The organism is Priestia taiwanensis (assembly GCF_014638355.1).
Taxonomy (GTDB): Bacteria; Bacillota; Bacilli; order Bacillales; family Bacillaceae_G; genus Priestia_D; species Priestia_D taiwanensis.
Genome location: NZ_BMFK01000004.1, coordinates 143337 through 156975 on the forward strand (window position 1 = coordinate 143337; position 13639 = coordinate 156975).

Consider the following 13639-nt stretch of genomic DNA (forward strand, 5'->3'; position numbering starts at 1 on the left):
AACCTATGCCAAGCAGAATTCGTAATCAGCAATAATAAATTTACTTCTTCATTAAGAAATGGGGACGGTATTCACCGTAATATCAAACCCTCAATTTTTTAGATAAGACAATAACTTTTTCACAACGAATTCAGCATCTTTTCCTACTCCTCGTAATGTTGCAGAAGAAAACGAACGCTGACCTTCTAATCCAACATAGTAAACACCTTGTATATTTGTACTTATACCAGCTATTTGCAAGGGTTTCCCTTCTGAATCCAATGCGCCAATAGAATTAAGATAAGAAAGATTAGAATGGTATCCAGTCGCAAAGATGACTACATCTACTGGTTCCTTCCTTCCATCTGGCCAGATTACACCATCAGCATAAAAGGAGGTAAACATTGGTTCTTGTTTCGGATTCCCTTTATCTAATCGTGTCTTATAGTCACCTAAATCGATAACTCCACCTGGATTAGGTGCCATTTTTCTAAACCTCCAAAATGGAAAGGCATCTAGTCCGAAGACCTTAAACCAAAAGTGTATATCTATACCTAATATCTTTTGCTTCACGAATTTCACAGGCTTTCGTACAGCTAAAGAAGTTCTACTTACATCGGCTAGTTCAAGTGCAATTTGAACAGCAGAATTACCTCCCCCAACTACCAATACCCGTTGTTCACTAAAACAACTTGGATTTCGATACATAGACGAATGAAGAATTTGTCCTTTAAAGAGTTCTTGGTCCTTTATTATCGGTTTAAACGGGTTCTTGAAAGAACCCGTTGTATTAATAATAGTTTTTGCCTGAAATATATCTCCAGAGACGGTTTGAATTCTAAATACGTCATCATTCTTCTCTACAGACTCAACTTGTTGATTTATCCTAATTGGTAACTGAAAGTGATTCACGTAATTATGTAAATAACTAATTACTTCATCTCTCGTAGGATAATCATTAGGACCACTTGAAAACTTCATTCCAGGTAACGATGAAAAACGTGCTGGAGAAAACAATTTTAAGCTATCATAGTAGTTGGGCCAAGATCCAACAGCTTGTTGACCGGCTTCTAAAATTAGAAAGTTTAAACCTTCCTTTTGCAGATGGTAACCAGACGCGAGCCCAGATTGCCCTCCTCCTATTACAATGGAATCTAATATTGTTTCCAATTTAATTCCCCCTTTTCATCTCCTAGATACGCTGACAATCAATGTTACTTGAAGGTAGTATTTTAAGGAAATTAAACTGTTCCACAACAAGAATCATCCACTTGATTAGGCTTTAAATTAATGCTACAAACGCCAGTCTCTGGTAAATCAAGCTCCACTTTTGCAGCTGCCTCATAATCTCCAGAAAGATAAGCAACAATTGACCTAACTTGTTCATAACCTGTTGCCATTAAGAAAGTTGGGGCTCTCCCGTAACTCTTCGCACCCACAATATAAAAGTCCTTTTCTAGATGACGAAGTTCTTTTTCACCATGCGGTCGAACCGTACCACAGCTATGAAGATTAGGATCAATAAGTGGTGCCAACGTCTCTACACTTTCAGTGCTAGAATCAATAGAAGTACGTATCTCTCGTATCATCGATAGATTAGGACGATTACCCGTATTTACAATCATCTCATTGATATCAGTAAGTTTCATCTCTTTCTCATCTTTATGACCTACAATATCCATTCCATTCTTTGTGCCAGATACATATTGAATTTTGTATGGTGTAACTACCGTTATCTTTCCTTCATCAACTAAATGATGAATACGGCTACCCAAAGCGCCACGAGCTTCTAACGCATCTTTTTCTTCGCCTCCATAAGCTTCCTCAACTCTTTGTTTTCTCATAATCCAAACTATATTAGTTTCTGGATAAGATTCTTTTAATGTAGCTAAGTCTAATAAAGTATTAATGGCTGAATGACCACTTCCTACAACAGCTACACGCTTATTTATATATTTTTTTTGTTCTTTCCCTAAAATATCTGGAATGCCATAAAAAATATGCTCTTTAAGGGATGTCTCTTCTTTTAACCAAATACCATTAGAATTTGCAGGATTAGGATTTCCCCAAGTACCAGAAGCATCTAATACAGCTCTAGCTTCAAACACTTGAAGTACCCCTTCTTTTTCTGTATAAATTATAAATGGCTTATTTTCACGATTAGCCGTTTTCATTTTATCGTTATCTTTCCTGCCTACAGATAAAACCCTTGTATTCAAATGAATAAATGGTTTTATTACAGGTAGGTTTGCTAGTGGCTTTAAGTATTGTTCAACAATCTCTTTTCCTGTTGGCAAAGCTTTCAAGTCTGGAGATTGCCATTCATGCTGTTCAAGAAGATTCACAGCTTCTTTATCTATGTTATATTGCCAAGCTGAAAATAAACGTACATGTCCCCAAGTTAGAATATTAGATCCTATACTTTCTCCAGCTTCTAATAAAATAAACGACTCTCCATTTTTCGCTAAGTGAGCCGCTGCTGCAAGCCCGATAGGTCCTCCTCCAATAATAGCTACTGGTAATGGTTTAACCTCCGGCAAACACGTATCTACTTTCAATGATTGCGTTTTTGTTCCACAACAATTATTTGTTTTAAATGGGATATGAATAGATTCCATAAAAATTCTCCTTATCTCTTTTAGAATATTTTATTTGCATTTAACTCACTTTAAATCAAAAAAAATTGATTTATTTTGTAGATTACTGCATTTTCCGCCCACCATTATGACATAGGACGGAAAATACAGCATAATTGTTCAGATAATAATGCATCGACTTCTGCTTTATTAATGTTGTAATAACTCCAAGTTCCTTTTGTTTCCTTTGTAATAAGATTGGCATCCAACAACATTTTCAAATGATATGAAAGCTTCGATTGTGGTAAACCAAGAATTTCTGTTAAATCACAAACACACGTTTCTCCACGCTGACATAATTCATATAAAATATGCAGACGTTTTTGATCAGCTAATGCCTTGAACTTCCTTTCATAAATTTCAAAATATTGTATATTAGATTGTTTATATAAATTTAACTCTTCCACATTATTCTCCTTAAATCAATTTTTATTGATGTTTCTATTATATGCCTACATTCCTTATTTCACAACTAATTAATCAAAAAAAATTGATTTTATATTTATTAACCTTATCACAACCATCCTATTCTTTTTAAAGGCTTACATCCATTTCTGATTAAAACTTCGAGATCAAGATCTATCTTTACTTTCCTGCTATTATAGATTAACAGCGTAAAAAACGGGCTCGTTTCCCAAAAATCCCCTTAATGTATATCGTCAGCAAGACCCTTATGTGGAGAATCAAGAGAATTAAAGTTGAAGTGCTTAGATTTCTATATCACAATTGATTAGATTATCAACTATTCAAGCCCTATCAATTAGAAATAGATATAAAAACTAATATAATTTAAATTCAATAAAAAAGGCCATCTAATTTGATGGCCTTTTTTATTGAATTTAGCTAAAATTACTCATCATGTGACAAGTTAATATATTCTCCCGAAAGTTCCAATAATCTTTTTAATGTAATAGCAATATACGCTGGTACTTTTTGTTTTTGTAAGTTCTCACAATTTTTATTAATCTTATCTAAAATTTCTATTCTTTTATGCAAATTAACATACCGTATATCAAATAATTCTGAACGAAGTTGTAACAGTAAATCTGTTTCTATTTGTGAAGTAATTACAATAATTCCTTCTAAAACTTCTGGATTTTCTTTTGAAATCTCTACAGATAATTCTTTAAAATCATTTTCCATTTCTCGAAGAAGCTCTTTTAAATCTTCAATGAATTTCTTATTATTCTGTAACTCATCCTTTATTCTACTACTCAATCTATCTTGAAGTTTTTCTTGTTTAGTTTTCTCATTTTGCGTTTGAGCATGTATCTGACCTAGGGCAACACGATAAGCAACCAATCCACCTATACAGCTACCAGCTATTGTTCCTATAAAACCAAGAGAACTTGTCCAAATAGCATCCCACGGCTTTTCAAACTTATGTTGTAAAAAAAACACTGTTAAATATACCACACAAAAAGTACCTATAAGCAATCCAAAAATAAAACTAATACGATTCAAACTTTTATCCATCTTCTATCCTGCCAATGATTGTATTTTATTTTTAAACTTTTCTACAGCCGATATAACAGGCATTCCTGTTTCAGTTGAAATTTCTAAAACTACCTCTAAATCAATTCCAGCTTCCCTTTTCTCCCCTCCATCACAAGTTGGAGCATTACTTAAAGATGGAGGGGATTGTTTCTTTAAATTTGGATGTAACTCCCTTAAAGCCTCATATGCTGAATTTGGATCTCTACGTGATATCCTTTGGGCTTTATCCGGAATTGTTATTGATTCTTTGAGTTTAAATAAAATTTTAATATGTCTCTTTATGGTATCGAATGAATAAATCTTTCCACATTCTTCACAAAATATTTGTTCATCTACATTGTTAATATCAAAGTAAATTCTACTGTTAAAGCATGATGGCTTAGAACATTCTGCATAAGAAACAATATCAAAAATCCCTTCATCACCTGTAAAATACATAAAAAATTTAACACTATCATTTACCGTTACACTTTGTTCTAAAGCAAACTTATATGGACTTATATATTTATCATTGTATACTAGTTGTTTTCTAATGAATTTATCAAATTCATCAAGTGAAATATTAGGAAATTGCTCTTGAAGCTTCATCTTTTTAAAAATATGAGTTAATTTTTCGTAATACAAATTCTTCCTTCTCCTTTCTGTCTGATGTCCTCATTTTATAATAGTAATGGAGAATTAATGAATCATTTCTCGATTCTAAGCGTACTTCAACATACTTTGCTTCTTCAAATTCTCCTGGATTTTCTAAATACCATAAAAAACCTGCTTCATACATTTCTTCACTTTTAAATATAAGCTCCTTCAAATGCCAATATACTTTTGAACCGTATATTGGGCTTCTATCATCTGTTCTCGAAGAAGCTCTAGTTAATCTTCCTTCACGAAATACAAATCTAAAAACCCAGCCATTTGCAAAGATTGTATCTGCACAAGTTTGCGAAATATCCTGATAAAGCACAGATTTTATCTGCTGTACATAATCTTCTTCACATGGTAAGCCTTTGTTCTCTAAAAATTCTCTTATATCATTCTCAGTATTTTCCGGAACACGTGCATTTAAAATATCTTCAGCTTCGGAACTTAACTCCTTAAATAAAGTAGAGATTATTCTTTTGGATACTTCTTCGTTAAGCCCTATGACATTTAAATTCAAGGATTCAAACGGACTAATTACTCCATCTCTCTGAGATGCACCATTTAACAAATCCTTCAATTTTACAAGTACATCAGATGGATCCTCTTCAAAAGATTCAAGTGAATTTTGATTAAATCTAATTATAACTAAATTATGTTCTAAATCGATCGTAATAGCTGAGAAAAAATAACAGTTTTCAGAATTCGATTCCACATCTCCAATCTTAATTAAAAAATTTATACTCTTAAGGCAATCATCAATTACCTCTATCCGAGTAGTACATAATAAATACCTCTCACTCCCAAGATTATCAGTAAGTGGTTTATTGAAATTAAGTGCTGGATGCATTTCTAAAAAATATATAACATCTTCTAATGATGTATTACTATTAAATATACAATCTTCATTTTTATACACATAGTGCCAATTATTAATTGAATAAAATAATTGTTGGTACATAAATTCATCAAAGCTTGTATCAGAAAATTTTTCTTGAGATTCCAATTCTTCTGTAATTATATTCTGAATAGGTGTATATCTATCTTGTCCCGTTTCTGGAACAATACGTACAGAGCGCCTGTGAACCTTATGAAGTCGAAAGAAATCTTCAAAGTCCTTTTTATAAATATTTCTAAGTGTATTATGAGTTAACAAATCTAATCTCCCCCAAAGATATTAATTCGAAAAACTTTTATATTATCAATATTACAATAAATAACTAAATTAAGCATATTTAACTAATTATATTTTAACTAAAAATCACTAGTTTTTTCTTTATACTAAAAAACCCCTTCACTTTATCCAAAGCTACGTTATCTTATGTTAAGCTACAATTTTAACTTTCTCCTTAAAAAATAAAGCATGACCTAATGGCCATGCTTTATTTTCATTTCATATGGTTACTCGAGATATAAAATAAAATTATAATAACGGAAGCATAAATTTGCCAAACATAAAAAGAACCATAACCTTGCCATTTGGCAAATTTATGGTTCAAATCACAATTTTGCTAGAAAAAATAAACTACTTGTATTTAACATAGGTAACCAATTTATTCTCTTAAAAATAGCTATTTTTTTGTTTTTGTACATTATTCAAGCATAAATTTTCACCAAGTATTTTCAAGCATAAGCTTTCATTTTAGGAAAACATATGGTTGAAGTCACAACACAAATAAAAAAACCACCAAATATGTATTTGGTGGAGACGGTGGGAGTCGAACCCACGTCCAAAAGTATCGGCACTTAAGCTTCTACGAGCGTAGTCGATTTATTTGAGTTTCGCTAACGTATATGCCAACCGACGGGCGTCCACGTAGCTAGTCTGATTAATCTCTTCCTTCGCCCTCAGACGGCGAACTCCAGCGTAGCCCACTAATAAGTGAACCTCTCTAAACTAACCACATGGGCGATGGGTAGGAGAGGCCTTTAGCATTAAGCTGCTAAAGCGAAATTGTTTTGTTTGCCAGTTATAGGCTTTGACGTTTTAACGAGGCCGATCCCCTCGACTCGCGACTTAAGCTCGAACTACCCCTGTCGAATCCGTAACGTCCCCATATATAAGATATGTGACACTTACGAGAGTGTTCAATGCTTGTTTCATTTCATACTGGCAACTTATTCTATTATAACACATGTTCGTTATGCATTCTATACTTTGTTCGTAGCTTGTTGCTGACTACATTTCTTATTATAGCATAACTTCCAAAACAAACAATTGTAAGTTATTGTAAATTATATTTTTTGACGATCGCGGAATGCGCGCTCAATTTCACGTTTTGCTTCTTTTCGCTTTAAGTCTTCACGCTTGTCGTAGTTTTTCTTCCCTTTACCAAGACCAACTAATAACTTGGCAAAACCATTCTTTAAGTAGATCTTTAATGGAATAATCGCATAACCTGTTTCTTTCGAATAACCCATTAATTCAAGAATTTGTTTCTTATGTAGTAACAATTTACGAGAACGTAATGGATCGTGATTATAGCGATTCCCTTGCTCATATGGACTAATATGTAAGCCTAATAACCATAGTTCACCGTTTTTGACTTGCGCATAAGAATCCTGTAAGTTCACACGACCTGCACGTAAGCTCTTAATTTCTGTACCTTGAAGTACCATACCGGCTTCGTACGTTTCTTCAATAAAATAATCGTGATGTGCTTTCTTATTTTGGGCAAGAACTTTTCCTTCTCCTTTTGGCATCTCATTTCCCCCTTTCTCTGTTTGTATTATTGTAGCAAAATACGGTAAAAGAATCTACATAGCTTATAGTTAAAAAGTAGGCTTCAGTTAGATAACCGAAACCTACTTGTATTATCTTTATTTACGCTTTTTCTTTTTCTTCTTGAAGCCTGGGACACTTTCAAAGAAACCTTTTTTCTTCTTATCTGTTCCTGGCTTTCCACTTCCGCTTCTGCGTGCTTTAGCTTCTTGACCTTGTGTGCCTCTTCCGCCTTCACGTGGTTTTAACTCTCTTCCTTGAGCTTCGCTTCCACCTTCAGCTTGCTTCGCACCTCTACCACGAGATCCTCGGTCGCCTCCACGTACTCTTGACTCTTGGCCTTGAGAACTACGTCCGCCTCTACTTCGACTACCACGGCCACTTGAACGCTCATTCTCGCGATCTCCACGTTTCTTACGTCCACCTCTTGAGCTATCAATTACAACTGGACGATCTCTTCGCTCACGACGTGGCGAACCTTTCATACCGACAATTTCAAAATCGATTGCACGCTCGTCTTTATTAACGTTCACGACACGAATCTTGATTTCATCACCAATACGGAAGACGTTACCTGTACGCTCTCCAATCATGGCATACTGACGCTCATCATAACGATAGTAATCGTCTGTTAAGTAGCTTACATGTACAAGACCTTCAATTGTATTTGGTAATTCAACAAACATACCAAAATTCGTTACAGAACTAATAATACCTTCGAACTCTTCACCAATCTTATCAAGCATGTATTCTGCTTTCTTCAAGTCATCTGTCTCACGCTCTGCATCTACAGCACGGCGCTCCATGCTAGAAGAGTGATCAGCAATTTGTTGAAGCTTATCTTTCCATTTCGCCTTGGTTCCTTCATCTACTTTTCCTTCGATTAAATACGTACGAATTAATCTGTGGACAATTAAATCTGGATAACGGCGAATCGGTGATGTGAAATGTGTATAGAATTGTGTGGATAACCCAAAATGTCCAATACTTTCTGCATCATACTTCGCTTGTCGCATTGAGCGTAGTAATACAGTAGAAATAACCGCCTCTTCCGGCTGCCCTTTCACCATATCAAGCACTTGTTGCAGTGAATGCGGGTGAATATCGTTCGCTGAACCTTTTACGACATATCCAAAGTTTGTAATGAACTCGAAGAAACGTTCTAACTTCTCTTCTTTCGGGTCTTCATGGATACGGTACATAAACGGTACATTCATCCAGTGGAAATGTTCTGCCACTGTTTCATTCGCTGCAAGCATGAACTCTTCAATTAAACGCTCTGCTACAGAACGTTCACGCAAGGCGATATCCACAGGCTTTCCATCTTCATCCACAATTACTTTTGCTTCTGAGAAATCAAAGTCGATTGCACCACGGTTCATACGTTTGTTACGTAAGACACTCGCTAGCTCTGCCATCAACTCAAACATTGGCACAAGTGACTCATAACGCTTCATTAGCGCTTCATCTTTGTCTTCTAAAATCTTATTCACATCAGTATACGTCATTCGTTCTGTCGTTTTAATGATACTTTCGAAAATCTCATGACTCACGACTTCACCTTGTGGATTAAATTCCATCTCACAAGAAAGGGTGAAACGATTCACTTGTGGATTAAGGGAACAAATACCGTTCGACAAACGATGTGGAATCATCGGAATTACGCGATCAACTAAGTAAATACTCGTTCCACGGTCTGCCGCCTCTACATCAATTGATGAACCTTCTTTTACATAATGTGTTACATCTGCGATATGAACACCTAGCTTATAATTACCATTCGCTAATTTCGTAACTGTAACTGCATCATCTAAGTCTTTCGCATCTGCACCATCAATCGTGACGATAACTTGATCACGAAGGTCACGACGTTTCCCAATATCTGCTTCATTAATTTCTTCTGGTACATCATTTGCTTGTTCTAACACTTCAACTGGGAATGCTTGCGGCAAGCCATGCTTGTGGATAACGGATAAAATATCAACACCTGGATCATTTTTGTGACCTAAAATGTTAATAACTTCTCCCTCTGCACTCAACCGTCCTTCCGGGAAGCTTGTAATTTTCACAACTACTTTATGTCCATCCACAGCTCCCATTGATACCTTCTTAGGAATAAAGATGTCGCTGATAATACGTTTATCATCAGGAGTAACAAATCCGAAGCCTTTCGATGGGGAATATGTGCCGACGATTTCTGTCGTTCCGCGCTCAATAATACGGACAATCGTACCTTCTCTTCGTGAGCCAGAAGATTCTTCACTTACACGTACAAGAACGATATCTCCATGCAGGGCACCATTTAATTCATTTGGTGGAATGAAAATATCTTCTGCTCCTTGCTCATCTAATACAACGAATGCGAATCCTTTCGCATGACCTGTTACTTTTCCACGCAGTAAATTCATTTTCTCTGGTAGACCATATCGATTACTTCTCGTACGTACGACTAATCCTTGGTCCTCCATTGTAATTAATGCTTTTACAAAAGCCTTGAAGTCAGCAGCCTCTTCAATGCCAAACGCTTCTTCAAGCTCTTGTACCGTTAATGGTTTATATGCCTCTTCTTTCATAAAGGCTAATAATTTGTCTATATTTTGTTGGATGTTGTCCATTACAGACCTCCTTCTCTCTATACTACTAGCTTTACCAATCTAACGTTTCTAAAAACGCATAAATATCTTCATGTAGTTGTTCTTTTTCTTTATCTAATGTAATAACATGTGATGATTCTTCATACCACTTCAGCTTCTTATCATCCGTTTCTACATTATTATAAATAATATTCGCACTGTCTGTGTTAATCATATTATCGTGACGTGCTTGCACAACAAATGTTGGTGTATAAATCATATCAATTGAATTACGTACATCCGCAATTAATGCTTGTAATTCTTTCAACGTACCCATTGGTTCAAATGCCGAAATTTCTTGTTCAATTACTTCTGGTGATTTCCCTTCACGCTTTTTGAATTCACGTGCGTAGTCTAATACACCTTGATACATGATTTCCTCGCTCTTTATGTACATTGGTGCACACATTGGTACAATTCCCATTACAGGCATTGTATATCCTAGTTTAAGTGAGAATACGCCACCAAGTGACAATCCTACAACAGCAATTTTGTCATGTCCTTTTTCTTTTAAGAAGTTGTATCCATCTACTACATCTTGCCACCAATCAGCTGGACCTGAATGTACTAACTCTTCCGGCGGTACACCATGTCCTTTATAATGAGGGGCATGGCATGTATAGCCACGCTTTTCTAAATAACGGCCAATCATACGCACATCCGCTGAACTTCCTGTGAAGCCATGTAATAATAATACTGCCTTGTCTCCACCTTCAAATGTGAATGGTTTTGGTAATGCTATTTTCATTTGCTAAGCCACTCCTTTTTCTACGTTGTTTATATTGTAACGAAAGAATATATAGAAACCAACTAACCTGTTTATAAATACAATTGGCATATGGAAAAGAATGAACGATTATTCCACAACTTCCCTATTCGCATGGTATAAGAAAAACCGTCCGTAATTACGGACGGTTTCCTTATTATACTTGAAGATACGTCACTAATATTGTTAATACAAAGAATAGTACCGCACAAACAATTGTTAAACGGTGTAATACAGCATCCACACCACGTGCTTTTTGCTTACCGAATAATTGCTCTGCTCCACCTGAGATCGCACCAGATAAGCCTGTGCTCTTACTAGATTGAAGCAATACTAGTAGAATCATTGCAATACTTACAATGATTAATAAAACCGTTGCAGCTGTATGCATCACGTATTCCTCCTACACACTTATACATTACTTCCAATTTACCATAAATAAGTATGTACCACAAGTATAGGTTTTTGCCTCTTACTGTTTGCGAAGGAGTCCTCGTTCTTCTAATACTTCTTGTAGATACATTCTACGCTCTACTGATAAGAAATCAGCCATACTTCCAGTCCATGTCATATCCTTTTGATTTGTAAGACGTGTCTTATAATATTCTCGCATCGTTTCATCGTATGCAGGTAGTGTTTGTGTATATTGTTCCCCGTCGTATGTATTTTCATGTAGAACAGCACTTACTGGTAAGCGTGGCTTCACTAATTGTTCTTCATCCGGCACACCAATTGTCATACCGAATAATGGTACTACTCTATCTGGAAGGTTTACTAATTGACTAATTTGTTGAGGGTTGTTGCGGACACCACCAATGTAGCAAATACCGTATCCTAATGATTCGGCCGCTAGTGCGATATTTTGTGAAAGTAATGTAACATCAATTGTTGTAACAAGTAAGCTTTCCATCGTATCCGCTACTAATTCTTTGTCATGCATCGTTGCTGCGTGTGCCAAGCGCTTGAAATCTGCACAGCATAACAAGAAAGCACCACACGTACTTACGTGCTTATTGCCTGAAAGCTCAGCTAGTTTCTCTTTTAACGCTTGATCTGTTACGTGAATGATTGAATATGCTTGCACAAAGTTAGACGAAGCCGCATGTTGCGCTGCATATACAATCTTCTCTACTGTTTCTTTCGGAATCATTTCCTCTTTATACTTGCGTACAGATGCATGATTCATCATTAAATTAATCGTTTCATTCATTCCTAATCACCTCTTCTTTATTATAATACAAATGTAAGTTCTCCACAGCATTTACCTAATTGTGGAGAACTTTGTGGATAAACGGCACGTATGTTCGCAAAGTTATTAACATGTGGATAACAAAAAGGCCTCCTGTCCATGTGAACAAGAGACCTCTCTCATATGACTGTTACTAGACAATCAAATCGTATCTAAACTTATTTCTTTAAGTTGTAGAAAGATTTAGAACCGTCGTATACAGCTAATTCTTGTAACTCGTCTTCGATGCGTAATAATTGGTTGTATTTCGCAACGCGGTCTGTACGAGACATAGAACCTGTTTTGATTTGTCCAGCGTTTGTAGCAACTGCGATGTCAGCGATTGTAGCATCTTCAGTTTCTCCAGAACGGTGAGAGATAACAGCTGTGTAACCAGCACGTTTAGCCATTTCGATAGCTTCAAACGTTTCAGTTAAAGTACCGATTTGGTTAACTTTGATTAAGATTGAGTTAGAGATACCTTTTTCGATACCTTCAGCTAACTTCTTCGTGTTTGTTACGAATAAGTCGTCACCTACTAATTGAACTTTTGTGCCTAAGCGCTCAGTTAATAATTTGTGACCATCCCAGTCGTTCTCATCTAAGCCGTCTTCGATAGAGATGATTGGGAATTCGTTGCATAATTGCTCGTAGAAGTCTACCATTTCAGCTGAAGTTAATGATTTACCTTCGCCAGCTAACTCATACTTGCCAGTTTCTTTGCTGTAGAACTCAGAAGAAGCAACGTCCATACCTAACATGATATCGTCGCCAGCTTTGTATCCAGCTTTCTCAATAGCTTCGATGATTACTTCTAAAGCTTCTTTGTTAGAACCAAGGTTTGGAGCGAATCCACCTTCGTCACCTACTGCAGTGTTTAAGCCTTTAGCAGATAATACTGATTTTAACGCGTGGAATACTTCAGCACCCATACGAACTGCTTCTTTGAATGTTGGCGCTCCAACTGGTAAGATCATGAATTCTTGGAAGTCAACGTTGTTGTCAGCATGAGAACCACCGTTGATGATGTTCATCATTGGAGTTGGTAATTGCTTCGCGTTGAATCCACCTAAGTAACGGTATAATGGAAGACCAGTGAAATCAGCTGCTGCGTGAGCTACTGCCATAGAAACACCAAGGATTGCGTTAGCACCTAAGTTTCCTTTGTTTTCTGTTCCATCTAATTCGATCATTGTACGGTCGATACCAACTTGGTCAGTTACTTCGAAACCGATGATTGCTTTTGCAATTGTTTCGTTTACGTTCTCAACTGCTTTAAGAACACCTTTACCTAAGTAACGAGACTTGTCTCCGTCACGTAATTCTACTGCTTCATATTCACCAGTAGATGCACCTGATGGTACTAAAGCGCGTCCGAAAGCGCCTGAATCTGTGTAAACTTCAACTTCAACTGTAGGGTTACCGCGAGAGTCTAATACTTCGCGAGCATATACGTCAGTAATAAATGGCATGAGTATCTCTCCTTAAAATTATGTTTTTGGAATGTGGATTACACGTAAGAGTCGATAAGCCGAATTCGAT

At 36.1% G+C, this 13639-nt stretch carries 12 protein-coding genes and 1 other RNA gene; all 13 read right to left on the reverse strand.

Annotated features, from left to right (window positions below):
• Positions 1-90: 90 nt before the first annotated feature.
• On the reverse strand, positions 91-1149 hold the full coding sequence (locus tag IEV41_RS16760) for a flavin-containing monooxygenase (RefSeq protein WP_188389652.1): 1059 nt from the start codon (positions 1147-1149) through the stop codon (positions 91-93).
• Positions 1150-1220: 71 nt separating this feature from the next.
• Complete coding sequence (locus IEV41_RS16765; RefSeq protein ID WP_188389653.1) at positions 1221-2597, reverse strand: FAD-dependent oxidoreductase; 1377 nt, start codon at positions 2595-2597, stop codon at positions 1221-1223.
• A gap of 104 nt (positions 2598-2701) precedes the next feature.
• Entirely contained in the window at positions 2702-3022 is a 321-nt protein-coding gene (locus IEV41_RS16770) for an ArsR/SmtB family transcription factor (protein WP_205181522.1), read from the reverse strand.
• A gap of 442 nt (positions 3023-3464) precedes the next feature.
• Positions 3465-4091, reverse strand: a complete 627-nt coding sequence (locus tag IEV41_RS16775) for a hypothetical protein (RefSeq protein WP_188389654.1) — start codon at positions 4089-4091, stop codon at positions 3465-3467.
• Between the two features lie 3 nt (positions 4092-4094).
• The gene (locus IEV41_RS16780) at positions 4095-4736 is read right to left on the reverse strand and encodes a hypothetical protein (RefSeq protein ID WP_188389655.1); all 642 of its coding nucleotides are present in this window, start codon (positions 4734-4736) and stop codon (positions 4095-4097) included.
• Positions 4705-5904 carry a hypothetical protein gene (locus tag IEV41_RS16785; RefSeq protein WP_188389656.1) on the reverse strand — a complete coding sequence of 400 codons (1200 nt, stop codon included), beginning with the start codon at positions 5902-5904 and terminating at the stop codon, positions 4705-4707. The genes IEV41_RS16780 and IEV41_RS16785 overlap by 32 nt, the downstream gene beginning before the upstream one ends.
• Before the next feature lie 544 nt (positions 5905-6448).
• Positions 6449-6804, reverse strand: a transfer-messenger RNA (tmRNA) gene (ssrA, locus tag IEV41_RS16790).
• 179 nt (positions 6805-6983) lie between these two features.
• Entirely contained in the window at positions 6984-7451 is a 468-nt protein-coding gene (smpB, locus tag IEV41_RS16795) for an SsrA-binding protein SmpB (RefSeq protein WP_188389657.1), read from the reverse strand.
• A gap of 117 nt (positions 7452-7568) precedes the next feature.
• Positions 7569-10085 carry a ribonuclease R gene (rnr, locus tag IEV41_RS16800; protein ID WP_188389658.1) on the reverse strand — a complete coding sequence of 839 codons (2517 nt, stop codon included), beginning with the start codon at positions 10083-10085 and terminating at the stop codon, positions 7569-7571.
• A 31-nt stretch (positions 10086-10116) separates the two neighbouring features.
• Complete coding sequence (locus IEV41_RS16805; protein ID WP_188389659.1) at positions 10117-10851, reverse strand: alpha/beta hydrolase; 735 nt, start codon at positions 10849-10851, stop codon at positions 10117-10119.
• 175 nt (positions 10852-11026) lie between these two features.
• A complete protein-coding gene (secG, locus tag IEV41_RS16810; RefSeq protein ID WP_188389660.1) occupies positions 11027-11260 on the reverse strand; it encodes a preprotein translocase subunit SecG in 234 nt (77 codons plus the stop codon).
• 81 nt (positions 11261-11341) lie between these two features.
• Entirely contained in the window at positions 11342-12079 is a 738-nt protein-coding gene (gene nfsA / locus IEV41_RS16815; protein ID WP_188389661.1) for an oxygen-insensitive NADPH nitroreductase, read from the reverse strand.
• A gap of 197 nt (positions 12080-12276) precedes the next feature.
• The gene (gene eno, locus IEV41_RS16820; RefSeq protein WP_188389662.1) at positions 12277-13569 is read right to left on the reverse strand and encodes a phosphopyruvate hydratase; all 1293 of its coding nucleotides are present in this window, start codon (positions 13567-13569) and stop codon (positions 12277-12279) included.
• Positions 13570-13639: the final 70 nt, after the last annotated feature.

Bases quoted from the DNA above. Each gene is read 5' to 3' on its own strand.
- nfsA (WP_188389661.1), bottom strand. From the start codon at position 12,079: ATGAATGAAACGATTAATTTAATGATGAATCATGCATCTGTACGCAAG.
- eno (WP_188389662.1), bottom strand. From the start codon at position 13,569: ATGCCATTTATTACTGACGTATATGCTCGCGAAGTATTAGACTCTCGC.
- IEV41_RS16805 (WP_188389659.1), bottom strand. From the start codon at position 10,851: ATGAAAATAGCATTACCAAAACCATTCACATTTGAAGGTGGAGACAAG.
- IEV41_RS16765 (WP_188389653.1), bottom strand. From the start codon at position 2,597: ATGGAATCTATTCATATCCCATTTAAAACAAATAATTGTTGTGGAACA.
- rnr (WP_188389658.1), bottom strand. From the start codon at position 10,085: ATGGACAACATCCAACAAAATATAGACAAATTATTAGCCTTTATGAAA.
- smpB (WP_188389657.1), bottom strand. From the start codon at position 7,451: ATGCCAAAAGGAGAAGGAAAAGTTCTTGCCCAAAATAAGAAAGCACAT.
- secG (WP_188389660.1), bottom strand. From the start codon at position 11,260: ATGCATACAGCTGCAACGGTTTTATTAATCATTGTAAGTATTGCAATG.
- IEV41_RS16775 (WP_188389654.1), bottom strand. From the start codon at position 4,091: ATGGATAAAAGTTTGAATCGTATTAGTTTTATTTTTGGATTGCTTATA.